This is a genomic window from Kribbella jejuensis, assembly GCF_006715085.1.
GTDB classification, from domain to species: Bacteria; Actinomycetota; Actinomycetes; order Propionibacteriales; family Kribbellaceae; genus Kribbella; species Kribbella jejuensis.
Genome location: NZ_VFMM01000003.1, coordinates 119,666 through 145,051, shown reverse-complemented (window position 1 = coordinate 145,051; position 25,386 = coordinate 119,666). Strand labels below are relative to the sequence as shown.

Genomic DNA, 25,386 nt, shown 5'->3' with positions numbered 1-25,386 from the left:
TCCGGCCGACAACCGCTTTAGCCGGCGCGGGCCGCCGCGACTTCCTGGCCGCGGACCGTTTCGGGGTACCGGGCGAGCATCGCAGTGAGCTCGGAGGCGTCGACGTTCGCTCCGAACGGTTCCGTACCGGGCTCGAGACGCTTGCCCTCGGCAAGCGAACCGGCGACCACCGGATCGAAGCCGAAGGCATCGACCAGGGCGGCGACCTGCTCCACATCAGCCGGCGCGCCGGCCAGCGCGATCGCCTTCCGGTCCGGTGCACCCGCCGGGCGCGGACCCTCGTCCAGGTCGTGGTAGCCCATGTGGTTGAAGGCCTTCACCACCCGCGACTCCGGCAGGTACTCCTGCACGATCTCCGAGGACGACGTCCGCGGGTCGGTGAGGTCGTCGCGCATGCCGTCGACCTCCCACCAGTAGTTCATCGCGTCGACGACGAGCTTCCCGCGCAACGGCTCGACCGGGATCGTCCGGTACTTCCCCAGCGGCAGCGCCAGGATCACCACATCGGCCGCGGCAGCTTCCTGCGCGGTCACCGCTACCGCGCCGGGCGCCAGGACTCCGACGATCAACGAGATCTTCGAGACGTCCCCCGAGCCCGCGATCAGCACCTTGTATCCGGCCGCGACGGCGAGTCGCGCCAGAACGGTTCCGACCTTCCCGGCCCCCAGAATGCCGACCGTCGTCACTTCGCGTCCGCCAGGATCTCGCGGACCAGCGGGACGACCTCGGTCCCGTACAGCTCGACGGCCTTCATCCGGGCGCTCACCGGCAGCGGGCCGCCCGAGTAGATCAGGTCGAACCGCTTCACCCCGAGCGCCTGCACCGCGCCCGCGATCCGCTTCGCCACGGTCTCCGGCGAACCGACGTACATCGACCCGTGCAGCACCTCGGACTCGAACTCCTCGCGCTTCAGCGGCGGCCAGCCGCGGAGCGCACCGATCCGGTCCCGCATCACCTTGTACGGCGCGAAGTAGATCTCCTTCGCCTGCTCGTCGGTCTCCGCGACGAACCCCGGCGAGTGCATCCCGACCGGGTGCGCGACCGTACCGAACTCCTGGGCCGCCCGCTGGTACAGATCGACGTACGGTGCGAACCGCTCCGGCGACCCGCCGATGATCGCGAGCATCAACGGCAGCCCGTAGTACGCCGTACGGACGACGGACTGCGGCGAACCGCCGACGCCGACCCAGGTGGCCAGCCGGCCGGACTCCGTCTTCGGGTACACGTCGGCGTTGTCGAGCGCCGCGCGAACCGTGCCTTCCCAGGTCACCGGCTTCTCGTCGAGCAGCTGCACGAACAGCTGGAGCTTCTCCTCGAACAGCTTGTCGTAGTCCTCAAGGTCGTACCCGAACAGGGGGAACGACTCGGTGAACGACCCGCGCCCGAGGATCACCTCGGCCCGTCCGTTCGACAGCGCGTCCACCGTGGAGAACCGCTGGAAGACCCGGACCGGGTCGTCCGAGCTCAGCACGGTCACGCCGGAGCCGAGCTTGATGTTCGACGTCCTGGTCGCGATCCCGGCCAGCACGGTCTCCGGCGTCGAGATCGAGAACTCCGGCCGGTGGTGTTCGCCGAGCGCGATCGCGTCGACACCGATCTGGTCCGCCAGCACCGCCTCGTCCACCACCTGCCGGATCGCCGCGGCGGCCGTCACCGGCGCACCGCTGTCGTCGACCGGGATGTCGCCGAAGGTATCCAAACCGAACGCCAGCTCGACGCTGTCGGTCATCTGTGCACGCTCCTGTCCACTCACCACAGCAAAAGTCTAGGTTGACACGTCAACACCAAACCGGCCGGGGTTCATTCCCAGTACCGCAGCTTGTCCGGGTTCAGCACGATCCAGACCGTCGAAACCTTCCGTCCCGTCACTTTCAGGCTCAGCACCGCCACCACGCGATCGACCGAACGCAGGACGACGCCCGGCTGCCCGTTGACCGCCTCGACCGTCAACGCCATCTCCGGGCGCAGCAGGTCGGTCAGGCACCGCGCGACCTGCACCGGCCCGTGGACCGGCTCGAGCTCCGCCGGCACCCGCCCGCCGCCGTCGCTGACCGCTGTCACCTCCGCCGCGAGCAGGCTGCGGATCGCGCCGCTGCTCCCGGCCCGGCACGCGGTCGCGAACCGATGCACGACGGCGTGCTCACCGTTGAACACAGCCACCTCCCGATCAGGCGATCGCGGTGAGCTTGGCCGGGTTCATCTGCCACAGCACCTCGTCGATCCCCGCATCCGACACCGTGACGGTGCAGACCGCGAACACGTCCCCGCCGTCACGCCGGAGCATCGCCACCGCGCGGCCGTTCGCCGTACCGAACTCGACCTCGACACCGACCCAGAAGTGCTGGTGGAAGGCCCGGTAGTACTTCGCGACGCGCTCGTATCCGACCACTGGGAACTTCGACACCTGCCGCGTGCCGTTGCCGTCGGAGTAGCTGATCGCGTCCTCGGCCAGCAACTCCTGGAGCGCGCCGACGTCGCCTGCCCGGGCCGCCGCGATGAATGCGGTCAGCAACTTCTGCTGCTGCGTCCCGGACACCTCGGTACGGCGTTCCGCGCGGATCCGCTTGCGCGCCCGGCTGACCAGTTGCCGGACGGCCGGCTCGGTCGACTGCAGCATCGCCGCCAACTCGTCGTACGGGTAGTCGAACGCCTCGCGCAGGATGTACGCCGCTCGCTCGGTCGGCGTGAGCCGCTCGAGCACGAGCAGGACGGCGAAGCTCAGGGCCTCCCCGTGCTCCGCGCCGAGGTACGGGTCGGCGCTGGTGTCGACCGGCTCCGGCAGCCACGGGCCGATGTACGTCTCCCGCCGGGCGCGGGCGGTCTGGCTCGCGTTGATCGCGAGCCTGGTCACCGCCGTCGAGAGGTATGCGACGGGGCTCTGGACCGTACTGCGGTCCGTGGCCTGCCAGCGCAGCCACACCTCCTGGACCAGGTCCTCCGCCTCGCTGTGGCTGCCCAGCATCCGATAGGCGATCCCCATCAGGCGCGGCCGCACCTGATGGAAGACCGCCACCGCGTCGTCGAGATCTGTCATCACTGGGACGATACGGCCCACGTCACTGCGCCGCGTACCACTCGTCGTAGTGCAACTCGCCCAGCGTGGCCGCACCGATCGGGACCAGACTGCGCTCGGAGAGCTCGGAGCCGAAGTACTTCGCGTGCACGTCGGCCACCACCTCGCGGGTGTCACCACGCTGCGCGAGCGCCTTCCGGAAGAACTCGTCCATCCGGTACTCGTCCGGCCCCGCGATGTCGATCCGAGCGTTCAAGGGCTCGCCGACGGCGACCCGAGCGAGGTTCTTCGCGACGTCCTCGGCCGCGATCGGCGCCCACGCCACCGGTGCGATGTGTACCTTGCCGTCGTCCCAGGTGCCCTCGTCCGCGATCGCCGCGACGAACTCCATGAACTGGGTCGCGTGCACCAGCGAGTACGGGAGACCAGAGGCCTTGATGAGCTCCTCCTGCGCGATCTTCGCGGCGAAGTAGTGGTTGTCGGCCAGCCGCTCGGTGCCGACGATCGAGATCCCGACGTGGTGCCGGACCCCGGCCGCCTTGCCCGCCTCGAGCACGTTCGTGGTCGAGGTCCGGAAGAACTCCATCACCGGCCCGGCCTCGAACGACGGCGAGTTCGCCACGTCGACCACCACGTCGGCACCTTTCAGCACGTCCGCCAGGCCCTCGCCGGTGATCGTGTTGACGCCGGTGCTCGGCGCGGCCGGCACCGCCTCGTGCCCGTGCTCGGAGAGCTTGCCCACCAGCTTCGTACCGATCAGACCGGTGCCACCGATCACGACGATCTTCATCGCAGATCCCTTCACTTGTCCTGAGCTGTCACTGGTAAGACAAGGCAGCCCAGCGGCTTGTGACGGGTCAGGCGGTGAGGGCGGCGAGATTCTTCAGGGTCGCCTGGATCACGTCCGCGAACGGTACGTCGTCGGGCGCGGAGATCCAGCGCTCGAACGACACCCGGAACACCGCGACCCCGGTCTCGGCGGCCAGGGCGGCGACGTCCGGCGCGACGCCGCGCTCGAGCAGACCGTCGCTGAGCGCCGTGGTGAGCTTGGCCATCTTGATCAGCTCCCGCTCCAGCAACTCCGGGGTCGAGGTGATCACCGCGGCACGGCGGCGCGAGTAGTCGCGGCGGATGTCGCCGAAGAACTCGGCCGACGCGAGCACCGCGGTCGTGATCGCCTCCATCGGCGTCGCGTCCGCGGGCGCGGCCGCGAGCGCACCGACCATCTGCTGCTGGAGCAGCTCGGAGCCGGCGAACAGCACTTCGCGCTTGTCCGCGAAGTGCCGGAAGAACGTCCGCGCGGTGACTCCGGCCCGGTCGGCGATCTCGGCGACGGTCGTGCCGTCGTACCCGCGCTCGGCGTACAGCGCCATCGCGGCCTCCCGCAGCCGCCCGGCCGCGTCCGGCTCCCACCGTCCCATGGGATCGATCCTAACCGATGTCATCGAGTGACATCAGGGTGTAGCATCGTTGATGTCAGTCAATGACATCGCTTTCGAGAGGAACGTTCATGCGCGTCTTCATCACCGGAGCGTCCGGACACGTCGGCTCGGCGTTGGTCCCGGAGCTCTTGCACAACGGTCACCAGGTGCTCGGCCTGGCCCGATCCGACGAGTCGGCCCAGCTGCTCACCTCATGGGGCGCCGAGGTGGTTCGTGGCGACCTCGACGATCTCGACCGGTTGCGTGCGGCCGCCGGTGCCGCGGACGGCGTCGTCCACCTCGCCTTCCGGCACGACGCGATGATGGCCGGGGACCTGGCCGCCGCCGCGGAGTCCGACCTCGCCGCGTTGCAGGCGATCGGCGACGTACTGGCCGGCACGGACAAGCCGCTCGTCAGCACGTCGGGCACCGGCATGCTGGCCGGCGTCGTGCACGACCGGGTCGCGACCGAGGAGGATTACGACCCGAACGGCGGCTACCGGATCGACGCCGAGAACTTCGTCGTCGACCTGGCCGGCAAGGGCGTCCGCTCGTCCGTACTGCGGCTGCCGCCGATCACCCACAGCCGCCTCGACCACCACGGCTTCGCGCCCGCATTGATCTCGTTTGCCCGGAGCAACGGTTTCTCGGCGTACATCGGCGACGGGACGAATCGTTGGTCGTCCGTCCATACCCTCGACGCGGCCCGGCTCTACCGGCTCGCGCTCGAGTCCGCGCCCGCGGGCAGCCGGCTGCACGCGGTACAGGACGAGGGCATCGAGTTCCGCGTCATCGCCGAGGCGATCGGCCGCGGCACCGGGCTGCCGGCGCGTTCGGTCAGTGCCGAGGAGGCGGCGCAGTACCTCGGATTCCTGAGCCGGTTCGCGACGATGGACATCCCGACGTCCGCGGCCCGGACGAGTGAGCTGCTCGGTTGGCAGCCCACCCACCCGGACCTGCTCGCCGACCTCGCGGAAGGCTTCTACTTCCAGGAGAACCAGACGGAGAACTAGACCTTGAGGACCGGTGCGATCGTCTTCGACCTCGAGCCTTCGTAGGCCGCGAGCAGGATGCCGAGGACCGCGATCCCTTCCTCCTCGGTGTGCAGCGGGCGCTGCTGGCCGGCGAGGGAGTCGGCGAAGTGCCCGATCTCGGCGACGAACGTGTCGACCGGCTCGAACTCGAACGTCTCGGTCTCGCCGGAGCGCAGCCGGTACGAGAGTGTCGTACCGTCGCTGGTCAGTGAGCCCAGCTCGCCGACGGCGGAGAACCGCTCGGTGGACGCGGCCGGCTGGTACGCCCAGCTGGTCACGAGCTGCCCGACGACTCCGTTGTCGAACCTGATCAGCACCTGCGCGGAGTCCTCGCCCTCCATGAACTTCAACCGGTGCGTGGAGAGCATCGCGGTCGCCTCGACCGGCATCCCGCCGGCCAGGTGCAGCATCAGATAAGTGGGGTGGTACCCGGTGTCAATGAGCTCGCCGCCACCACTGGTCTTGCTGCTCGCCCGCCAGCCCATCGAGCTCGGGTCGAAGTCGTTGTAGAAGCTGTCGGTCGTCCGTACTTCGTAGACGGTGCCGATCGTGCCGCCCTGCAACAGCTCCCGCGCCTTGGCGACCGCCGGCATGAACAGCTGGTTGTGCGCACACATCAGCGTCACGCCGTTCTCCGTCACGGCCTGGCGAACATCCGCGGCCTCCTCTGCGGACAGACACAGCGGCTTCTCGCAGAGGATGTGCTTACCGGCCCGCGCCGCGGCGACAATCGCGTCCCGATGCAGATGATGCGGCAGACAGATGTCGACCGCGTCCAGATCCTCGTTGGCGAGCATCTCGTTGTAGTCCGTGTACGCCGCGGCGCCGAGCTCCTCGCCACGCTTCTTCGCCGTCTCGGCCACAGCGTCCGCAACCGCAGTCACACCGATCTTGCCGGAGTGCGCCCGATAACCCTTGATATGCGCCGAGGCGATCCCACCCGCCCCGACCAACCCAACCTTGATCATGCGCTACTCCTCAGCTGTAGGAAATCACTCGGTTGGACTCGGCCGCCGCGTTCGCCGCCACCACCAGGCGCGTCAGCTCGACGGCCCGCGCGATGTTCTCATCGGCCCGGGTGTCGTTGTTGATGTGATCGACCCACTGCGCGAACGCATCCGGCGAATGCTCAGGTACGTCGACCTGCTCACCGTTCACCAGCAGCACGTTGCCGCGGTCGGTGTAGGTCAGCGTCCCCTCGGTCCCGAACAGCTCGATCGTGAACGGGTTGTTGCTCGCGAACCCCGCCTCGATGACGCCGATCCGCTGGTCGCCGTACCCGGCCACGACGACAGCGTTGTCTTCCAGCCCGCGCCCGGCGACCGAGCGGTACGTCGCACTCACGGTCTCCGGTTGCGCGCCGAGGAACAGCTGGGTCAGGTACACCGGGTGGCAGCCGAGGTCGGTGAGCGCACCACCGATCGCGGCCTTCGGGTCGAAGAACCGCTGCGGCAGCCAGCCCTCCTTGCCGTCGCGCCCGATCGCGCCGTCGTGCGACAGCCGGACCCGGCCGTACGTCAGCGTGCCGAGCGTGCCCTTGTCGAGTACTTCGCGGATCGCGGTCGTGTAGCCGTGGTACAGCCGGGGCAGCGAGACGATCAGCTTCACCCCGGCGGCGTCGGTGGCGGCGACGATCTCCTCGGCCTCGGCGACCGTCGGCGCGAGCACCTTCTCGGTGAAGATGTGCTTGCCGGCCTGCGCCGCCCGCACCATCACGTCCCGGTGTACGTCGGTCGGCGTCGTGATCACCACGCCGTCGAGATCGTCGCGGGCCAGCAGCGCGTCCAGGTCGTCGACGTACTCGGCACCGAACCGCTCGGCGCCTTCCCGGCCGCGCTCGGCGTCGTCGTCCCAGACGGCCACCAGCTCCGTCCCGGGGTGCGCCTGGGCCTGCTTCGAGTAGTCGCCGGCATGGACGTGCCAGAAGCTGAGCGTCGCGATCTTCAGTGGATTGGACACGCTGGTCCTCCTCAGTGGAAACCTGCGGAAACGTTTCTGATCGACCGTCGGCTGATCACGGTACAACGTTGTCAGGAGTCCGCAACAGGGTTGCGTCCGGGCCGTTCGTACGGTGAGACCCGCGCGCAATCGGAGTGCTTATAGTTATCCAGGAGTCCTGGATTAAGTGAGGAGCACCGCGATGTCCGAAGAGCCGGTGGGCGGGGACCTGTCGCGGTTGCGGCAGCTGAACGCGGTCGGCGTACTGCGGGAACTGCGCGGAGATCAGCCGCTGACGCTCACCGAACTGTCCAAACGCACAGGGCTGTCGCGCGCTTCCACCGAGGACGTGGCTCGAGACCTGCTCGGTCGCGGCTGGCTGGCCGAGGTGGCGCCCGCCCCGGGCTCGGTCGGGCGTCCTGCCCGGCGTTACCGCTTCAATGCCGGGGCCGGTCGGTTGCTCGGGGTCGACGTCGGCGGTCACAAGGTGCTCGCGCTGGTCACCGACCTGGACGGCGAGGTCCTCCACCAGGTGCGCGTCGACGTACCGGCCGAGGCCGGCCGCCGCGCACGGCTGGCGGCAGTCGACCGCTGCGTGTCAAAAGCCATCGCGGGCGCCGGCGAGATCTGGGCGACCGGTGTCGCCTCCACCGGCTTGGTGGACGGCACCGGGAAGGTCATGCTCTCGGACTCGCTGCCTGAGTGGACCGGGGTCGATCTCGCGGCTCACGTACGTCGCCTCGTTCCCGGTCCGGTGCGCGTGGAGAACGACTGCAAACTAGCCGCCCTCGCCGAAAACTGGCGCGGCGTGGCCCGCTACGCGAAAGATGTCGTCTTCCTCCTGGCCGGCCTGCGCACCGGCGCCGGGCTGATCATCGACGGCAAACTCCACCGGGGCTTCGCCAACTGGTCCGGCGAGATCGGCGCCCTACCCGCGGTCGGCTGGCAGACCGCGCCCAACCACCTGCACGCCTGGCTCACCAACCACCCGACGACCGATGCGTTCGAGGGAGTGTTTGTTGCCGCTCGGGCCGGGGACGTCAGCGCGCTGGCAGCGGTGGACGGGTATGTGAAGGATCTGGCGGTGGGGGCGTCCGCGTTGGTGTTGACGTTGGATCCGCAGTTGGTGGTGATCGGCGGTGGATTCTCGCGGTCGGCGGACGTCATGGTCGAGCCATTGCGACGGGAGCTGGATCGGTGGTGTCTGCGGACGCCGGAGATCCGGGTGTCGGCGTTCGCGGACGAAGGGGTGGCGCTCGGGGCGGTCCGGCTGGCGCTCGACGAGGTGGAGGCGACCATCACCAGCGGCCTCAGGCCTTGACATAATTTCCCTGGACTCCATGATTATCTCATCGCCCGCCACGCGAGATGTCAGCTAGGAGATCCCCATGAGACGGCTCGTCACCCGGTTAGTCCCAGCCCTCGCAGCGATCGGACTGCTGCTACCGACCCAGGCAGCCCTGGCGCACGAAGCCGCCCCCGGCACGACTGTCACCTACACGACCAACGACGAGGTGATCGCCAACCAGGAGCGCGGCTTCTACCACCACGCCGAGACGCACTACTACGCCGACAACTCCGGCTACGTCCCGCTCGACGTGACCAAGCTGCGCAACTTCCGCACCCAGGAGCACATCACCCAGATCCTCCGCCTGTTCTACTTGGAGAAGTTCGCCAAGCAGGACACGATCGACAAGCACTACCTCGACTTGATGCAGGCCGACTTCAACACCGCCCGAGCGGCCGGCGTGAAGATGATCGTCCGGTTCGCGTACGCGCTGCCCGGCGCAGGCTGGCCACCACCCACCCCGTACGGCGACGCACCGGTGTCCCGCGTGGTCAAGCAGATCAAGCAGCTGGCCCCGATCCTGCGCGCGAATTCCGACATGATCGCGGTCGTCCAGTCCGGCTTCGTCGGCCTCTGGGGTGAGGGGTACTACACCGACTACTTCTCGAACCCGGCCGACCCGAGCCAGGTCTCGGACCAGAACTGGGCCGACCGCAAGGCCGTCATCGACGCACTGCTCCAGGCGCTGCCGAAGGACAAGATGGTCCAGGTGCGTACGCCGTACATGAAGCAACGGATGTACGGCCTACCGACCGGAACCGCGGGCGGTCTGACCGCGGATCAGGCGTACGACGGGTCCGCGGTCGCCCGGATCGGCCAGCACAACGACTGCTTCCTGGCCAGCCCGGACGACTACGGAACGTACCTGAGCGACCCGATCGAACTGGACAAGGATTTCGTTGCCCAGGACACCAATTACGTGCCCGAGGGCGGTGAGACGTGCGGCGTGAACCCGCCGCGCTCGGAGTGGCCGTCGGCGTCGGCCGAGATGGCACGCCTGCACTTCTCGTTCCTGAACATCGAGTACCACCCGGACGTACTCGCCAGCTGGGGTTCCAACATCGAGATCGCCAAGCAGAAGCTCGGCTACCGGTTCGCCCTGACGCAGTCCACGGTCTCGGCTCAGCGTGGCAGGGTGAACGTCGACCTGAAGATCCGCAACGACGGGTGGGCCGCACCGTACAACCCGCGTCAGGTTCAGTTGATCTTCCAGAGCGACAAGCACACCTACAAGGTCGGCGTCCCGGCCGATCCTCGCCGCTGGGGTGCCGGTACGACGACCGACCTCAACTGGACCGTGCCCGCACCCCCGGTGCCCGGGAAATACAAGGTGCTGCTCAACATCGCCGACCCGAAGCTGCACTCGCAGGCCAAGCTGCCCGGTTCCACCGAGACGTACAACGCGGTGTACGCCGTACGCCTCGCAAACAACAGCACCTGGCAACCAACCACCGGCTACAACGACCTGCAACAGACGGTCACCGTCGGATAGACAACCAACGCGTCCGGCACCCCGTCCTACGACGGGGTGTCGGTCCTCCTGCGGTGAACTAGACCGGGTCGCGTCGGGCGGGCTGGGGTTCGGGGAGGCGGGTGGTGCGGGGTATGCCGGCGGCGGCGTAGGCGTCGGCTTCGTCGAGGGTTTCGTGTTCGAGGAGTTCGGCGGCGATCGAGTCGAGTTTGGGGCGGTTGTCGCGGAGCAGGCGGCGGGCTTCGGTGTAGCACTGTTCGATCAGGCGGCGGACCTCTTCGTCGACCGTGTTGAGCAGCTGATCGGAGACGCCGGCCATGCGGGCGTCTCCCTCGGCGGGGAGGACCGAGACCGGGCCGATCGCTTCCGACATGCCCCAGCGGCCGACCATCGAGCGGGCGATCCGGGTCGCGGTCTCCAGGTCGCTCTCCGCGCCGGTGGTGACGACGCCGAGCACCTCCTGCTCGGCCGCCATCCCGCCGAGCGCGCCGATGATCCGGCCGCGCAGGTACTCCACGTCGTAGCCGTACCGGTCCGCCTCCGGCGTCGACAGCGTCACCCCGAGCGCCCGCCCGCGCGGGATGATCGACACCTTGCGGACCGGGTCGGCGCCCTTCTGGATCATGCCGAGCAGCGCGTGACCACCTTCGTGGTACGCCGTCCGCCGCCGCTCCTCCTCCGGCATCACGACGTTCCGCGCCGTACCGAGCTGGATCTTCTCCAGCGCGTCGGTCAGGTCCCGCATCGTGATCTGCGACTCGCCCTGGCGGGCCGCCGCGAGAGCGGCCTCGTTCAGCAGGTTCGCGAGGTCGGCGCCGGTCATGCCGGGTGTCGAGCGGGACAGCGCCGCCAGGTCCGCGTCGGGCGCGAGCGGCTTGCCCCGGGCGTGCACCCTCAGGATCGCCTCGCGGCCCGGCTGGTCAGGTGCGTGCACGGTGATCGTCCGGTCGAAGCGGCCGGGGCGCAGCAGGGCCGGGTCGAGTACGTCGGGACGGTTGGTGGCGGCGAGTACGACGACACCTTCGGCCCCGGAGAAGCCGTCCATCTCGGTGAGGATCTGGTTCAGCGTCTGCTCGCCCTCGTCGTGCCCGCCGACCGAACGCGCACCGCCGCGGGCACGGCCGATGGTGTCGATCTCGTCGATGAAGATGATCGCCGGCGCCACCTTGCGCGCCTCGCCGAACAGCTCCCGGACCCGGCTCGCGCCGACACCCACGATCATCTCGATGAACTCCGAGGCGCTCGCGGAGAAGAACGGTACGCCGGCCTCACCCGCGGTCGCCCGCGCGAGCAGCGTCTTGCCGGTACCGGGCGCACCGGCCAGCAGCACGCCCTTCGGAGCCCGCGCCCCGAGCCGCCGGTACTTGCCCGGATCCTTCAGGTAGTCGACGACCTCCTCGATCTCGGCCTCGACCTCGTCGATCCCGGCCACGTCCGCGAAGGTCACCCGGACCGTACTCGGGTCGACCGGCTTCTTCTGCTGACCGCTCCCGCCGAGCAGCCCGCCGATTCCGCCGCCCAGTCCGCCGCCGGCCCGGCTCCGCCGGAACAGCCAGAAGTAGAACGCCGCGATCAGGATGAACGGGCCGAGCGAGATCAGCAGGTTCACCAGCACCCCGCGCTGCGCGACCACCGGCGTCGCCCGGACCGTGGCGCCGCCCTTCTGCAGGTCGCCGTACAGGTTGTCGTTCGCGAACGTCGGCCGCTCGGTGGTGAACTTGGTGAACGTCTGGCCGGACTTGCCCGGCACCTCGGCGGCCTGTTTCAACCGGCCCTCGATGGTGTCGCCGCGGGAGAAGATCTCGGCCACGTTCTGCTTCTGCACCTGCGCGGTGAAGTCGGTGTACGCGATCGTCTGCTCGGCGCCGGACATCTGGTCCTGCATCGTGGTGAGCAGGAACAGCACGAGGTAGCCGCCGAGGATCCACGCCGCCCACTTCCACCAGCGCGGCCCACGGGGCTTGTCGTCCCCGTGCCCGGCGGGCAGCCCCTCGGTCCGCCACGGCTTGTGCGGCGGCCTGTCGTCCTTGCGGTCGCCGCTCCGGTCGGCGCCGTTCGGCTCCGAGGCCTGGTCCTTGGCCGGCGGTTCCTTCTCGCTCATGCTGCCAAACATAGGACCTTCAGCAACCTCCACAAAGCAGGTTGACATAGGCTGACGCATGGTTACGCCCCTGATCCTCGACTGCGACCCCGGCCACGACGACGCCCTGGCGATCCTGCTCGCCGTCGCCGATCCCGCTGTCTCGCTGCAGGCGGTCACCACTGTCGCCGGGAACCAGACCGTCGACAAGTGCACGCTGAACGCCCGGCGGGTGCTGTCGCTGGCCGGGGCCGCGTCCGTACCGGTGGCGCGTGGGGCCGATCGGCCCCTGGTCCGGCCGCTCCGGATCGCCGACGACGTCCACGGCGGGACCGGGCTGGACGGACCGACGTTCACCGATTCGCCGTCGGTGCCGGAGTCCGACCTCTCGGCGCAGGAGCTGCTGGTCGACGTACTGCGTACTCCTGCGACGATCGTGGCTACCGGGGCACTGACGAACATCGCGCGGCTGATCACCGCGGCGCCCGAGGCGGCGGCCAACATCACCGAGATCGTCTGGATGGGCGGTTCGACCGACCGCGGCAACATCGCCCCACTCGCCGAGGCCAACGCGTACGTCGACCCGGAGGCGGCCGACCTGGTGGTCCGCTCCGGTATCCCGTTCACCATGTGCGGGCTGAACGTCACCCACCAGGCGCTGGTGACCCAGGACGTGCTCGCCCGCTTCACCCGCATCGGTACGCCGCTCGCGCGGGTGTGCATCGAGTGGATGACGTTCTTCGCCTCGACGTACCGCGATCTGTTCGGGTTCCCGTCCCCACCGCTGCACGATCCGGTCGCCGTCGCGCGCGTCATCGACCCCGGGATCGTGCACTGTGTCGAAGCGAATCTCGTCGTCGAAACCGCCGGCGTCTGGACCGCGGGCGCCACGGTCGTCGACCTCGACGGCTACACCGGCCGCCCGCCGAACGCCCACATCGCGACGCACCTGAACCGCGATGCTTTCTGGGACAGGATCATCCGCGCCGTCTCCGTGCTGAGCTGACCATCCGTCTGCTGACAGCGGAACAACCTTCTCCTCAGCATCCACCTGCTTCAGGCTGGAACTGTCGAAGGAGGACACATGTACGTCGAGAAGCCGACCGCCACCTGGCCGCCGCAGCGACCCGAGGTTCCCGGGCCGTGGCAGCCCGCGAAGCCTGGAGGCCCGCAACCCTCGGATCCGCCCCAGCCGATCCTGCCGACCTGGTACGAGCCCGCATCGGTGACGGTGGAGCGGGAACTGGCCGATCGGTTGCTGGCGGAGCGGGTGATTCTGGTCGGCGGCCGGCTGGATGACGGGCTGGCCAATCATGTGGCAGCACAGCTCCTGCTGTTGGATGCTGAGAGCAACGAACCGATCAGGGTGCACCTGTCGTCGACGGAGTCCGAGCTGGACGCGGCGCTCTCGGTCGCGGCGGCGATCGACCTGATCGGTTGCCCGGTCCACGTCGTTGCCCGTGGCACCGTTCGTGGTCCGGCGGTCGCCGTGCTCGCCGCCGGTGAACAACGGCAGGCTCACCAGCACGCGATGTTCGTGCTGTCGGTTCCGCCGTTCACCGCGAACGGCACGGCCGACGAGCTGACCGCGCTCGCCGCCCAGCACGAACGCGAGATCGCGCGGCTCCGCGATCTCATCGCTCAAGCCACGGGCCGCACCGCCGACGAGGTGACCGAAGACCTCACCAGCGGCCGGGTGCTCTCCGCCGAGGAAGCGCAGACCTACGGCCTCGTCACTGAGCTGCTGGGAAGGTGAGGACCAACCGACCGGAAGTCGCTCCTGTGGATTGCCGGGTCCACGCGTCCGGCACGTCGGCGAGCGTGACGGTCTCGTGGGCGACCCGGATCGCACCGGCCGCGGCGTGCCGGAGTACGGCGGTCAACGCGTCGTGCCGCTGCGCCGCGGTCAGAGCGTTGTTCGTGTAGCCCAGTACGCTCGCCGACTTGCTCCGCAGTACCGCGGACGAGAACACCGCCTCGTCGCCCGACGATCCACCGAGATTCACCAACCGCCCGCCCGGCGCGAGCACCCGCGCCGCCGCCGTCGCCGCCACCCCGAACACCGGATCGATCACCACATCGTACGCCGGTTCGCCCAACCGGGCCGTCAACTCGTCCACATCGTCGCTCAGGGCAACTACTTCGTCGGCTCCCGCTGCCAGCGCCCGCTCCCGCGAGGCGTCCGACCGTACGACGGCGACCACCCGCGACGCCCCGAGTACCTTGGCGGCCCCGATCGCCACCTGCCCGACCGCGCCGCCGCCACCGAGCACCAGCACCCGCTCCCCCACCTGCATCCCAGCGCGCCACGTCAACGTCATCCACCCGGCCACCCCGGAGAGCCCGATCGCCGCGACAGCTGCATCAGCGACCCCGGCATCGCCGGACTCCCCCGTCGGCTCCCCGTCGCGCTCGGTCGGCAGCGCGACCAAGTCCTCGTCAGGTACGGCTGCCCGCTCGGCCAGGCTGCCGTCGCCGGGCGCCATGCCGGCCGACGTCGCGAAGAACACCCGCGTCCCGGGCGCGACCGTCGCGGACTCTTCCACCACGCCGACGCCCTGCACACCCGGTACGTACGGCAACGCCGGCGCGCCGAAGTACGACGTACCGGAAGCGCACAACAGATCGAGCGGCACGATCGGCGCCGCCGTCACGCGGACGATCGAGCGACCCGCACCCGCGACCGGATCCGGATGATCCGCATGGGTCGGCGGTTCACCGTGGGTGTGCAGTACTGCGGCTCGCACGCGGCCTCCTCAGGTAGCGATGTCCGGATAGGGTAACGAGTGCGTCTGCAGCGCGCGTCCGTACGCCTTCTGGTACTCGAGGGGTCCGTGATCGCGTTCGAACATCGCGATGAACAACGTCAGCGTGAGGAACGGGTGCGCACCCAGCTCGAACAGCGCCACGTGATCGTGTTCCCGCAACGCCTTGCGCTCCGCGTCGGTGAACGACTGCCACGTGGACCGCTCCGGGACCGCGCAGTTCAGGAGCTGGTTGGCGACCTCCGCCTCCCACCACGTGACCGTACCGGCCGGATCATTGCGGTACCGCTCCACGAGCTCCGGGTCCCGGTCGACCGTGTAGAGGAACTTGTTCAGCAGGTACTTGCTCATCCGCGTCCTCGCTTCGCTCCGGGCGCGGCTGAGCAAATGCTGCTCTGCTGGTTGCTGAACTCGCTTCGCTCGTTCACGACGGCGCTCCGTTCGGATACCAGGTGAAGTACGCCTCCATGGTGTGGAACAGGTCGAGCGAGTCCACGTGATCCGCCTTCGCACCGGCGCCCGCGACGCCCATCATCAGCATGAAGTCCATGAACCCGTGCGTCGCGTTGCCGGGCAGGTGCAGGCTGTCCAGCGTCACCTCGGACAGGCAGCCGTCGATGTCACCGCTCGCGATCCAGTCGACGGCCTTGCGGTCGAACTCCGGATCCGGCCCGTGCGCACCGAACTGCCGCGGGCCGCCGAGCTCCAGCGACAGGTGCCCGGTACCGATGATCGCCACCCGCTTGTCGATCGGCCACGACTCGACCAGCTGGCGGATCGTCCGGCCCAGCTCGACGAACCGCCCCGGCCGTGGCAGCGGTGGCGCGAAGATGTTGGTGTAGATCGGCACGATCGGCAGGTCCGCGTCCGGCCGGAGCGTGATGATCGGGCAGGTGATGCTGTGGTCGATCCGCAGTTCGTTGCTGAAGGCAAGATCGAAGCCGGCGTCCAGGCCGTTGCGGAGGATGTGCGCCGCGAGCTGCTCGTCGCCGGCCAGGCGCATCCGCGGGAGGCCGAACTCGCGTTCCTCGTTGTACCAGTTGGCGTCGAAGTACGGCGCTTTGCCGACCAGGAACTGTGGCATGTTGTCCAGCCACAACTGGTGGAAGTGGTCGCTGCCGACCATCACCAGGATGTCCGGGCGCGCCTTGGTGAGGGTCTCGCGGAACGCCGTGATCTTCGCGACCCACTCGTCGGCGAACGGCGGGCGGTCCGCGCCGGTCGCGGTGCTCGCGCGGTAGTAGAACGGATGGTGCGTGGAGGCGATCACCGCGGCGACTGTGGCCATCTGGTGCTCCTTAAGGTTCGACGTACTCGGCGTTGCGATCGATGGTCAGGTAGGCATCCATGCCGATAGGCCGCCGCCGCTCCTCGGCAATCTGCCCCAGCAAGCCGGCGGCACGCGCCAGCAAGGCGAAGCCCCGCAGCAGCTCCACCGGCAACCCGAGGTCGGCCAGCGCGGCCCCACACACCCCCGCACCGTTCAGAGGAAGCCGCCGCCCGAGCACCTGCTCGTGCACCCGCCCAATAGCCTGGAACAGCTTGAGATGTGGCCCTTCCAGGCCTTCGTCCCTCGCGATGCCGATCAACACAGGCGTCCGAGGATCCTGCACCTTGTGCACCGGATGCCCCAACCCGGGAATGAACGTCCCGCTCACTTTGGACTGTTGGACAATCTGCAACGCGAGGGCGTCCCAACCTGCGTCATCCGTTGGAAGCTCTTCTCCCAAGGCCGCATCCAGGAATTGACCGCAGTCTTCGGTTACGCCTAGGAAGCGGCTGCCGCCGCCGAGCAGCCCGGCGGCCAGGGCGCCTTGGAGGGAGTCGGGCGCAGACAGGTAGGTGAGGCGGGCGGCGATCGCGGTGGGCGTGAAACCGTGGTCGGCGAGGGCTACCAGAACAGCTTCGAAGACGCGGGTTTCGGACGGTGTCGGACGGCGCATCGCCACCAGCCAGAAGGCCAGCTCACCGAACCCGACCTTGCCCATCAGGTCCGCCGTCAGGTCCTGCCCGAGCAACCGGATCTCGTCCGCCGTCGACGTACCGAGCGACGTCGGAAAGCTCGGCACCGCCGCCGCGCGCTTCGGCGTCGGCGAGCCGACGGGCCCGGACGGCGGTGAGGTGGGCGTCGGTTCGTCAGTCACTTGTCAGCCACTTCCTCAGGTCGGTGCCGTGTTCGTCGAGGGATGGTGGGGGGAGGCGGTACGTCGGTGCGGTGGTGGAGAAGGTGATCGGGTTGCGGATGGTGGGGATGCCGTCGACGGTCACCACCGGGTCCAGGCCGATGTCTTCTGCGAAGGCGACGCCGGCATCGACCGTGTTGATCGGGCCGCACGGGACGCCGGCGGCGATGATGTCGTTGAACCAATCCATTCGGGTGCGGGTGCGGAGCCGCTCGACCAGGAGTGGGCGCAGCTCGTCGCGGTTCGCCGTCCGCTTCTCGTTGCGGTCGAAGCGCGGATCGTCGGCCAGGTCCGGCACCCCGAGGACCTCGACCAGCTTGCGGAACTGCCCGTTGTTCCCGGCCGTGATGATCAGGTCCCCGTCGGCGCACGGCAACGGCTCGTACGGGAACAGGCTCGGATGGCTGTTCCCCATCCGCTGTGGTACGACGCCACCGGCGACGTACGCGCTGGACTGGTTCACCAGACCCGACAACGCGGACGACAACAGGTTCACCTCGACGTGCTGCCCGCGCCCGCTCTCCGCCCGCGTGTGCAGCGCGGACAGTACGCCGATCGTCGCGTGCAGGCCGGCCATCACGTCGAACACCGAGATCCCGGCCCGGAACGGCTCGGCGTCCGGATCGCCGGTCAGGCTCATCAACCCGGAGATCGCCTGCACGATCAGGTCGTACCCGGGCAGCGCGGCACCCCGCGGCCCGGACCCGAATCCGCTGATCGACGCGTAGATAACCCCCGGGTTGCCCTCGGCAACAGACGGGTAGTCGAGGCCGAAGCGCGCCAACCCACCCGGCCGGAAGTTCTCCACCAGTACGTCCGCCCGCCGCGCCAGCTCCTGTGCCGCCGCCAGATCCGCCGGGTCCTTCAGATCGAGCGCGATCGACCGCTTGTTCCGGTTCACCGCGAGGTAGTACGTCGAGACGCCGTCCCGGACCGGCGGTTGCCAGGACCGGGTGTCGTCACCGGCCGGCGCCTCGACCTTGATCACCTCCGCCCCGAGGTCCGCGAGCAACATGGTCGCGTACGGCCCCGCGAGAATCCGCGAGAAGTCCGCCACCAACAGCCCCGCCAACGGACCAGTCACCCAAACCTCCCGCGAACATTCGCGGACAACTGTCCGCAGTCTTCGACCGCCTCAGTCTCAGCCGCTGAATCCGGCCTGTCAACCGCTCATCGCGAACCCTTGACAGCGCCGGACAGCCAGCACACAGTGAGCCTCAGCGCCCCGTCGACCGTGATACGGACGCATGTCCGAAAATGCTGGAGGGGATCATGACAACGAACGAAACCCCGAGTCAGGCAGCCGGCGCCGCCGCTACGCCGGAGCAGGCGGAAGGTGCGGCCGGCGGCACCCCGTCCGGGCACGCTCGGGGCGCGGCGGGCGGCAGCACCCCGTCCGGGCAGGCCGAGGGTGCGGCGGGGTGGGGCGGGGGGTCAGCGGTGGGTGGGCGGGCTGTGGTGTTGCGGGGCGGGACTGTGCTCACGATGGATGATCGGCATACCGTGCTGCACGATGCCGACGTTTTGGTTGTTGGCGGTCGGATTGCCGGGGTTGGGCAGAAGCTCGACGTGCCCGAGGGGACGTACAGCATCGACGCGGCCGGTGGGATTGTGATGCCGGGGATGATCGACACCCATCGGCACATGTGGCAGACGGCGATGCGCGCGTACGGCGCCGACTGGACGCTCACGCAGTACTTCGTCTGGTATTACCTCGAGCACGGCAAGGCGTTCCGCCCCGAGGACATCCGTGCCGGCAACCTCACGTCAGCGTGGGAGTCGCTCGAGGCCGGGGTGACCACCACGGTCGACTGGTCGCACGGCCTGCAGAGCGTGGACCATGCCGAGGCCGCCGTGGACGCGCTCCGCGCCGTACCCGGCCGGTTCGTGCTTGCCTACGGCAACATCCAGGCCGGCCCGTGGGAGTGGACCGCGGACCCGTCCGTCCGCGCCTTCCTCGAACGCCTCAAGGACGCCGACGACATCGGTCTGCAACTCGCGTTCGACGTCACCGGCGACCCGGCGTTCCCGGAGCGCGCCGCGTTCGAGGTCGCCCGCGAGCTCGACCTCGCCGTCACCACCCACGCCGGCGTGTGGGGCGCGACCAACGACAACGGCATCAAGCTGATGCACGAGAACGACTTCATGACGCCGAAGAACATCTACGTACACTCCGCCACCCTGACCACCGACTCGTACCAGCGGATCGCCGCGACCGGCGGCTCGATCTCGGTCTCCACAGAGTCCGAGCAGAGCGCCGGCCAGGGCTACCCGCCGACCTGGCAGGTCCGGCGGCACCACATCCCGGTGTCGCTGTCGATGGACACCAGCGTCTGGTGGAGCGGCGACCTGTTCAGCGCGATGCGGGCGACGCTCGGCGCCGACCGCGCCCGCGAACACCTTGAGGCGCACATGAAGGGCGCCACCGTGACGCACAGCCATCTGCGCGCCGAGCACGTCGTCGACTGGGCGACCCGCGGCGGCGCGAGGGCGCTCGGCCGCGACGACCTCGGCAGCCTCGAACCGGGCAAGACCGCCGACGTGATCCTGATCAAGAACGACGCGTCGCCGGTGTCGTTCCCGTTGATCAACCCGTACGGGCAGGTCGCGTTCCAGGCGCAGCGCGGGGACGTCCACACGGTGATCGTCGACGGCCGGATCGTGAAACAGGACCACCAGCTGGTCGGTTGCGACCTGGCCGCCGTACGACGGGAGGTCGAGGCGACCGTCGAGTACCTGCGGTCCACGCTCGGCGAGGACGCGTGGAAGAGCGGGATGAACCCGGAGCTGCCGAAGGGTGAGGTGCTGGACAACCCGTATCAGTACACGGACTACAAGTCCGACTCGACCCGGGAGGCACGTGGCACCATCTTCGGTGCACCGTAGTGAAACCTAGTGAGCAGTAGGCAACGACAGGAGGACAGATGGCAGGCCGTGGCGCGGGTCCGGATTTCGTCGAGTCGCTGGCTCGCGGGCTGGACGTGCTCGCCTGCTTCGACGCCGACCACCGCACGATGTCGCTGTCCGAGGTCGCGACCGCGGCCGGCCTCGCCCGGCCGACCGCGCGCCGACTGCTGCTGACGCTGGAGGAGCTCGGCTTCGTCCGCACCACCGGCGGCTCGTTCCAGCTGACGCCGAAGGTGCTCACGCTCGGGATGGCCTACGTCGGTTCGCTCGGCCTGTGGGACATCGCCAAACCGCACCTGGAGTCCCTGGTCGCGCGGACCGGCGAGTCGTCGTCGATGGCGCAGCTCGACGGTTCGGACATCGTGTACGTCGCCCGCGTGTCGGTGCCCAAGCTGATCGCGCTCCGCGTCGACATCGGCACCCGCTTCCCGGCGGCGCAGACGTCGCAGGGCAAGGTACTGCTCGCTGCGCTCGCCCCGGACGAACTGGCCGACGTACTGGCGCAACCGAGCCGCGCCGGCCTCCCGCCGTACATCGGCCGCAGCGCGGACCAACTGCGCGACGAGCTGACCGAGATCCGGGCGCGTGGATGGGCGCTCGCGGACGAGGAGCTCGCGCCCGGCGTCCGCTCGGTCGCAGCACCGGTACGCGACGGCAACGGGACCGTCCGCGCCGCGATGAACGTGACGGTCCACGCCGCGGAAACCACGGTCGACACGCTGCTCCACGACCATCTGCCGTTGCTGTTGCGCACGGCGGGAGATGTCAGCGCCGAGTGGGCGCTGTGGCAGTCCCGGCCGCACGTCGAGATCGAACAACGCCACGAGACGACTGCTTGAATTGCCGGTATGACAATTCTCGACTCCCCCATCCCTCGCTTCCACCTCGCTATGCCGGTCGACGATCTCGATGCTGCGCGGACGTTCTACGGTGACGTGCTCGGGCTCGAGCAGGGTCGTAGTTCCGAGACGTGGATCGACTGGAACCTGCGCGGGCACCAGTTCGTCACGCACCTCGCGCCGGCCCGGCCGCAGCGGATCCACAACCCGGTCGACGGGCACGACGTACCGGTGCCGCACTTCGGTTTGATCCTCGCCGTCGAGGAGTTCCAGCAGTTCGCGGAGCGGCTGAAGGCGGCCGGGACGGAGTTCGTGATCGAGCCGTACGTCCGGTTCCAGGGGCAGACCGGTGAGCAGTGGACGATGTTCTTCCTCGATCCGGCCGGGAACGCCCTGGAGTTCAAGGCGTTCGCGGACGACTCCCAGGTGTTCGCCGTCTGACCGCCGTACACCTGGATCCGTTCGCGTATCGAGGCCGCTAGGGCGTGATCCACCCGGTGAGGATCGTCGTACCGGACTGCGTGGTGCATACCAAACGGTATGGAATGGCCGGCGGTGGGCCGAGCACGAAGAAGCCCAGTTCGTCGATGTCCGCGGTGGCCAGTTCGCCGCCGTCGCCGCGGGCGGTGACCGTGCCGACCTCGGGTGGGTCGAGTTGACCGAGGACGGCGTTCGGGGTGAGTTCCACCTCGACCGTCCACCCGTCCGAGGCGAACGTGAGCGACCGCAGCATCGCGCTCTCCGAACGGATCGCCACCGCGTCCAGCGGTTCGAGCGCGGAGTCGTAGGTGAGCGCCGCCAGCTCCGCGTCGATCGTCCGCCAGGCGAACGCCGACTTGCCGGCCTCGACGAACGCAGCCGGTACGTCGTCCGCGGCGGCAAGTGCCGCCCGCAAGGCCTCGATCAACTTTTCGTCGTCGTTCCAGTCCGGGTTCATCACGGATCTCACCTCCTCGCTGCCTCGTCGGGTCCATCAGGTCCATCGGGTCCATCGGCGGCCAACCGCAGCAGCGCGGGGGTCTGCCGGAGCCGGCCCAGACACCGCGCCCGGTTCGGGCCGATGCTGCCGATCGGTAGGTCCAGCCGCCGGCTGATCTCGTCGTACGGCGCCGGTGGGTCCTGCATCAGCAACGACAGCAACTGTTGGCAGCGCCGCGACAGCTCGCCGAACGCGGTCCGCAGGATCGTGCCGCGTTCGTGCCGCAGCACCTCTTCCTCGGCGATCGCCTGCTCGGGTACGTCCGGCGAGTCGGCGAGGTCGACCGGTTCGACCCGGCTGGTCGCGCGGATCATCCGAAAGCACTCGCGCTGGGTCGTGGTCGCGATCCAGCCCGGCAGCGCGGCCGGCTCGCGCAGGCCGGGCAGGTGTTCGACCAGCCGCAGCCAGACGCTCTGCCCGACGTCGTCGATGTCAGGCTGCGGCAACCGGTACCGCCGGCAGATCGAGTAGACGAGCGGCGCGTACCGCACGACCAGCTCGTCCCAGGCGGACTTGTCGCCGTCCCTGGCCCTGGTGACCAGGTCGACGACCGTCGGATCGTCCCGCATGCCGTCCCCCTCTCACCGGAGCGCTCTCTTACTGGTACAGAGCACTCCGGACCATTGGTGATACATCAGGCGCCGAGCGCAACGAACGACCCGCCCGCCGCGTCTGCCACCGGGTCGCCGCGGGCATCCCGGCGGGCTGTTGCGAAGGCTTCCGCGAGGGACTGTCCGTCGCGGAGGTTCTCGTGCAGGGCGAGCATGAGGGGTGCGGTCGCCGGGTCATTGACCGGTACGACGCTGGCCAGGATGCCGGCGGCGCCGAGCGGGATCAGACTGCTGCTCAACCCGAGCAGCTCGTCCGCGCCGACCGGTTTCGCCAGGCCGGAGTCGCAGCTCGACAGGACCATCCGGTACGGCGCTCTGCGGAGCCGCTCGAAGTCGTACACGGTGAGTGGTCCGTCGTCGAGCCGCAACGACGAGAACAACGGGCTGTCCGAGCGGAACGTGCCGTGGGCGGCGATATGCGCGATCCAGGCGCCGTCGAGGGCACGCAGTACCTTCTCGGCTGTTGCGTCGCCGTTGGCGAGGACGGTGGCGTCCGGGTACTGCTCGGCCAGCCGCATCACCTCCGCCCGACCGGCCGACAACCCCGGCCCCGACACCAGCACCACCCGCCGATCCGTTGGCGGCCGCAACCGCCGCGCCCGCAACCAGGCCGCCGCCGAAGGCACGACGTTCACCGCCCGATCCCCCACCACCATCCCCCAAGGCAAAGCCTGCAACCTCCCAGGCGGCACAACCACGACAGGCCGATCCCCGATCAATCCCCGCGCAGGTCCCAGAATCGCAGCCGCCAACCGCTCCCCAAGCACCTCCAACGAAGGCCCCGGAGAGGAGGTGTAAGAGGTGCCCCGCCCGCCGCCGGACGAGCCAGGAGAGCCGCCGCCCGGGGCGGCTGGCCGACCGCCATCCGGTCCCCCCGGCGCGACGTCCCAGGAACCGTCCTGCGCGACCGGGCTGCCGCCCGGGCCGGCGGTTCTCCCGCCCGTCGGGCGGGCGTGGGCCAGCCGCCTCAGGCGGAAGCGGGAGCGTTCTACTTCCAGGGCGGCTGTTGCGAGCGGGCCCACCTCGTGGCGGGTGAGGTTGCCGTCTTTTACCAATACCGCGTGGAGGGTGCCGGCGATCTCGATGAGTTCGATGAGGACTGTTCGACCTAGGGCCTCGATCAGTTCGGAGATGTCGAAGCGGGTTGTCCGTTCGAGGGAACCGCCGGCGGCGCGGAGGGCTCGGTCGCGGACTGCTTTCTCCAGGCGGCGGCGTTCCTTGTCCAACAGCGGATCCGGCGCCGCGTCCAACCGTCGTACGACGTCCCGCAAAGCAGCCAACTCCGCGACCAACTGCTCGTCGTCAGGCGGCCGAACGGGCGGTACGCCGAGCGCCGTCGCCCGCCACCGTTCGCCCCACAGCAGCAACCGCCGCGCATCGTCGCGCCGCAACGCATCCCGCAGCGCCAACTCGGCCAGCTCAGCCCCCTGCCCGGTAGCCAACGCCCGCAGCTCAGTGGCCCCCATCGTCAACCGATGCTCGTCCAGCGCATCCAACCCACGAGCACACGCCGACAACATCGACCGCACCTCGCCGCGCGCCTCGGCCCGCAACGCCTTCCCCAACCACGCCGCACTCCGCGCGATCGGCGGCGCATCCTTGCTGTGCCGACCGGCCAACTCCAACTGCCGATCAGCAGCCCGAATCCGTCCCACATCCAAAGCCAACCGCCCAGCCAGCAGATGCGCGGCCGACGCCTCCGACGCACCCAACGCATCCAGCCGCCGAGCCACCGAACTCACCTGCCGCAGGAGCGCCTCACCACGCTCGCCCGACCGATACCGGGCCTCCAGCACGACCATTGCCGACCGAACAGCCCACCACTCACGCCGCTGCGCGGAGAACAGCCGCCGCGCCCGCTCCGCCCGCTCCCGCGCCCCTGCCGCATCCCCCGCGGCCAGCGCAGCAGTAGCCGCCGCGAACCACAGCTCTCCTCGCTTGGTCGCCGGACCACCAAAGGCACCGAGAGCCTGATCCATCTCGGCAACCGCCTCGGCGCCGAGCCCCGCCGCCAGCAACACCCCACACCGGTCGATCGCCAGATCCGGCCACACCACCCCGACGGCAGCGAACCGCCGCCCGGCCTCGTCCAAGTACCGCAGGGCGGCCGGCAGATCCCCCCGCGAGTACGCGACCAAACCACGGTTCTGCCGCGCCTCGGCGTACTCGAACTCCTGCCCGGTCGCGGCGTACAGCTTCTCCGCCACCGCGAAGTCAGCGTCCGCCCGCTTCGTCCCGCCCAGTGCGAGCTGGATGAAGCCGCGGTAGTTCCGCGACCGCGCCTCCCAGACCTGATCGCCGGACCGCCGCAACCGCGAGATCGCCGAGCGCAGATCGTCGAGCGCCTCGCGATGCCGCCCGAGCACGAGCAGTACGTCGGCCCGCCGCAACAGCACGCGCCCCGTCAACGCACCCCGGCTCAGCTGCACCGCCCGATCGAGCCTCGCGAGCCCCTCACGACTGCGACCGGCCCGCCCGAGCGTCGCGCCCAACGTGGCAAGAACATCCGCCTCGCGCTCCGACCGCCCGGACTGCTCCGCCAGCCGCAGTGCGGTCCGCAACTCGCGAACCGCTGTCGGCACGTCGCCGAGCTGACGCAACCCGATCCCCCACGCCTGATGCGCGATCGAGGCCTCGACCGTGGCGGGAGCCGCCGCCAGCACGGTACGTGCGGAAGCGATCGCGTCGTGCGGGCGCGACAACGCGAGCGGCAGCAGATTTTCTACCGCCTCAGCACTCCCCCCGGCCGGTGGCACTCTGTAATGATAACGAGCATTTCGTAGCGCGAGGGGGGAAA

The 25,386-nt window shown here is 69.2% G+C and carries 25 protein-coding genes; 8 read left to right on the top strand and 17 right to left on the bottom strand.

Annotation, left to right across the window (positions count from 1 at the left end; genetic code table 11):
* Nucleotides 1-17: 17 nt before the first annotated feature.
* The 6 genes from FB475_RS28370 to FB475_RS28345 all read right to left on the bottom strand — a co-directional run bounded on the left by FB475_RS28370 (nucleotide 18) and on the right by FB475_RS28345 (nucleotide 4,434).
* A complete protein-coding gene (locus FB475_RS28370) occupies nucleotides 18-686 on the bottom strand; it encodes an NADPH-dependent F420 reductase (protein ID WP_141860088.1) in 669 nt (222 codons plus the stop codon).
* Nucleotides 683-1,729 carry an LLM class flavin-dependent oxidoreductase gene (locus FB475_RS28365; RefSeq protein WP_141860086.1) on the bottom strand — a complete coding sequence of 349 codons (1,047 nt, stop codon included), beginning with the start codon at nucleotides 1,727-1,729 and terminating at the stop codon, nucleotides 683-685. The genes FB475_RS28370 and FB475_RS28365 overlap by 4 nt, the downstream gene beginning before the upstream one ends.
* 71 nt (nucleotides 1,730-1,800) lie before the next feature.
* The gene (locus FB475_RS28360) at nucleotides 1,801-2,160 is read right to left on the bottom strand and encodes a sigma-70 family RNA polymerase sigma factor family protein (RefSeq protein WP_141860085.1); all 360 of its coding nucleotides are present in this window, start codon (nucleotides 2,158-2,160) and stop codon (nucleotides 1,801-1,803) included.
* A gap of 7 nt (nucleotides 2,161-2,167) precedes the next feature.
* Complete coding sequence (locus FB475_RS28355; protein ID WP_141860083.1) at nucleotides 2,168-3,034, bottom strand: RNA polymerase sigma-70 factor; 867 nt, start codon at nucleotides 3,032-3,034, stop codon at nucleotides 2,168-2,170.
* A gap of 22 nt (nucleotides 3,035-3,056) precedes the next feature.
* Complete coding sequence (locus FB475_RS28350; protein WP_141860081.1) at nucleotides 3,057-3,803, bottom strand: SDR family oxidoreductase; 747 nt, start codon at nucleotides 3,801-3,803, stop codon at nucleotides 3,057-3,059.
* A gap of 67 nt (nucleotides 3,804-3,870) precedes the next feature.
* Nucleotides 3,871-4,434 (bottom strand): TetR/AcrR family transcriptional regulator, encoded by a 564-nt coding sequence (locus tag FB475_RS28345; protein WP_141860079.1) that lies wholly within the window; start codon nucleotides 4,432-4,434, stop codon nucleotides 3,871-3,873.
* Nucleotides 4,435-4,523: 89 nt separating this feature from the next.
* Here FB475_RS28345 and FB475_RS28340 point away from each other — a divergent pair, with 89 nt between their 5' ends.
* Nucleotides 4,524-5,447: an SDR family oxidoreductase gene (locus FB475_RS28340; RefSeq protein WP_141860077.1), complete on the top strand. Its 924-nt coding sequence runs from the start codon at nucleotides 4,524-4,526 to the stop codon at nucleotides 5,445-5,447.
* On the opposite strand, the gene FB475_RS28335 is transcribed toward FB475_RS28340, so the two are convergent.
* Together FB475_RS28335 and FB475_RS28330 are read right to left on the bottom strand one after the other, a co-directional pair.
* Entirely contained in the window at nucleotides 5,444-6,436 is a 993-nt protein-coding gene (locus tag FB475_RS28335; RefSeq protein ID WP_141860075.1) for a Gfo/Idh/MocA family protein, read from the bottom strand. The two genes, FB475_RS28340 and FB475_RS28335, sit on opposite strands and share 4 nt — an antisense overlap.
* 10 nt (nucleotides 6,437-6,446) lie before the next feature.
* Complete coding sequence (locus FB475_RS28330; RefSeq protein ID WP_141860073.1) at nucleotides 6,447-7,427, bottom strand: Gfo/Idh/MocA family protein; 981 nt, start codon at nucleotides 7,425-7,427, stop codon at nucleotides 6,447-6,449.
* Nucleotides 7,428-7,608: 181 nt separating this feature from the next.
* Between FB475_RS28330 and FB475_RS28325 the strand changes: the two genes are divergently transcribed.
* Both FB475_RS28325 and FB475_RS28320 read left to right on the top strand, forming a co-directional pair.
* Complete coding sequence (locus FB475_RS28325) at nucleotides 7,609-8,727, top strand: ROK family transcriptional regulator (RefSeq protein WP_141860071.1); 1,119 nt, start codon at nucleotides 7,609-7,611, stop codon at nucleotides 8,725-8,727.
* Between the two features lie 67 nt (nucleotides 8,728-8,794).
* On the top strand, nucleotides 8,795-10,246 hold the full coding sequence (locus FB475_RS28320) for a DUF4832 domain-containing protein (RefSeq protein WP_141860069.1): 1,452 nt from the start codon (nucleotides 8,795-8,797) through the stop codon (nucleotides 10,244-10,246).
* 58 nt (nucleotides 10,247-10,304) lie between these two features.
* On the opposite strand, the gene ftsH is transcribed toward FB475_RS28320, so the two are convergent.
* On the bottom strand, nucleotides 10,305-12,326 hold the full coding sequence (ftsH, locus tag FB475_RS28315; RefSeq protein WP_238332488.1) for an ATP-dependent zinc metalloprotease FtsH: 2,022 nt from the start codon (nucleotides 12,324-12,326) through the stop codon (nucleotides 10,305-10,307).
* A gap of 58 nt (nucleotides 12,327-12,384) precedes the next feature.
* Between ftsH and FB475_RS28310 the strand changes: the two genes are divergently transcribed.
* Together FB475_RS28310 and FB475_RS28305 are read left to right on the top strand one after the other, a co-directional pair.
* Nucleotides 12,385-13,311: a nucleoside hydrolase gene (locus tag FB475_RS28310; protein ID WP_141860065.1), complete on the top strand. Its 927-nt coding sequence runs from the start codon at nucleotides 12,385-12,387 to the stop codon at nucleotides 13,309-13,311.
* A gap of 78 nt (nucleotides 13,312-13,389) precedes the next feature.
* A complete protein-coding gene (locus FB475_RS28305; RefSeq protein ID WP_141860063.1) occupies nucleotides 13,390-14,061 on the top strand; it encodes an ATP-dependent Clp protease proteolytic subunit in 672 nt (223 codons plus the stop codon).
* On the opposite strand, the gene FB475_RS28300 is transcribed toward FB475_RS28305, so the two are convergent.
* The 5 genes from FB475_RS28300 to FB475_RS28280 form a co-directional block, all read right to left on the bottom strand.
* On the bottom strand, nucleotides 14,039-15,052 hold the full coding sequence (locus tag FB475_RS28300) for a quinone oxidoreductase family protein (protein WP_141860061.1): 1,014 nt from the start codon (nucleotides 15,050-15,052) through the stop codon (nucleotides 14,039-14,041). The two genes, FB475_RS28305 and FB475_RS28300, sit on opposite strands and share 23 nt — an antisense overlap.
* A 9-nt stretch (nucleotides 15,053-15,061) precedes the next feature.
* Nucleotides 15,062-15,421 carry a hypothetical protein gene (locus FB475_RS28295; protein ID WP_141860059.1) on the bottom strand — a complete coding sequence of 120 codons (360 nt, stop codon included), beginning with the start codon at nucleotides 15,419-15,421 and terminating at the stop codon, nucleotides 15,062-15,064.
* A 73-nt stretch (nucleotides 15,422-15,494) separates the two neighbouring features.
* On the bottom strand, nucleotides 15,495-16,358 hold the full coding sequence (locus tag FB475_RS28290) for a DODA-type extradiol aromatic ring-opening family dioxygenase (protein WP_141860057.1): 864 nt from the start codon (nucleotides 16,356-16,358) through the stop codon (nucleotides 15,495-15,497).
* Between the two features lie 10 nt (nucleotides 16,359-16,368).
* Nucleotides 16,369-17,214 (bottom strand): citryl-CoA lyase, encoded by an 846-nt coding sequence (locus tag FB475_RS28285; RefSeq protein WP_202878574.1) that lies wholly within the window; start codon nucleotides 17,212-17,214, stop codon nucleotides 16,369-16,371.
* Nucleotides 17,207-18,337: a CaiB/BaiF CoA transferase family protein gene (locus FB475_RS28280; RefSeq protein WP_202878573.1), complete on the bottom strand. Its 1,131-nt coding sequence runs from the start codon at nucleotides 18,335-18,337 to the stop codon at nucleotides 17,207-17,209. Before FB475_RS28280 ends, FB475_RS28285 begins: the two co-directional genes overlap by 8 nt.
* A gap of 188 nt (nucleotides 18,338-18,525) precedes the next feature.
* On the opposite strand from FB475_RS28280, the gene FB475_RS28275 reads away from it, so the two are divergent.
* From FB475_RS28275 to FB475_RS28265, 3 genes are read left to right on the top strand one after another with little or no spacing between them, the layout of a single operon-like run.
* On the top strand, nucleotides 18,526-20,139 hold the full coding sequence (locus FB475_RS28275) for an amidohydrolase family protein (protein WP_202878572.1): 1,614 nt from the start codon (nucleotides 18,526-18,528) through the stop codon (nucleotides 20,137-20,139).
* 38 nt (nucleotides 20,140-20,177) lie between these two features.
* Entirely contained in the window at nucleotides 20,178-20,999 is an 822-nt protein-coding gene (locus tag FB475_RS28270; RefSeq protein WP_141860055.1) for an IclR family transcriptional regulator domain-containing protein, read from the top strand.
* Nucleotides 21,000-21,008: 9 nt separating this feature from the next.
* Nucleotides 21,009-21,440, top strand: a complete 432-nt coding sequence (locus FB475_RS28265) for a VOC family protein (protein WP_141860053.1) — start codon at nucleotides 21,009-21,011, stop codon at nucleotides 21,438-21,440.
* A 37-nt stretch (nucleotides 21,441-21,477) separates the two neighbouring features.
* Here FB475_RS28265 and FB475_RS28260 read toward each other — a convergent pair whose 3' ends face one another.
* The 3 genes from FB475_RS28260 to FB475_RS28250 all read right to left on the bottom strand — a co-directional run bounded on the left by FB475_RS28260 (nucleotide 21,478) and on the right by FB475_RS28250 (nucleotide 25,345).
* Nucleotides 21,478-21,948 carry a hypothetical protein gene (locus FB475_RS28260; RefSeq protein ID WP_141860051.1) on the bottom strand — a complete coding sequence of 157 codons (471 nt, stop codon included), beginning with the start codon at nucleotides 21,946-21,948 and terminating at the stop codon, nucleotides 21,478-21,480.
* Nucleotides 21,945-22,547, bottom strand: coding sequence for an RNA polymerase sigma factor (locus FB475_RS28255; RefSeq protein ID WP_141860049.1), 603 nt, complete (start codon nucleotides 22,545-22,547; stop codon nucleotides 21,945-21,947). Before FB475_RS28255 ends, FB475_RS28260 begins: the two co-directional genes overlap by 4 nt.
* A gap of 65 nt (nucleotides 22,548-22,612) precedes the next feature.
* On the bottom strand, nucleotides 22,613-25,345 hold the full coding sequence (locus tag FB475_RS28250; RefSeq protein WP_202878571.1) for a CHAT domain-containing protein: 2,733 nt from the start codon (nucleotides 25,343-25,345) through the stop codon (nucleotides 22,613-22,615).
* Nucleotides 25,346-25,386: the final 41 nt, after the last annotated feature.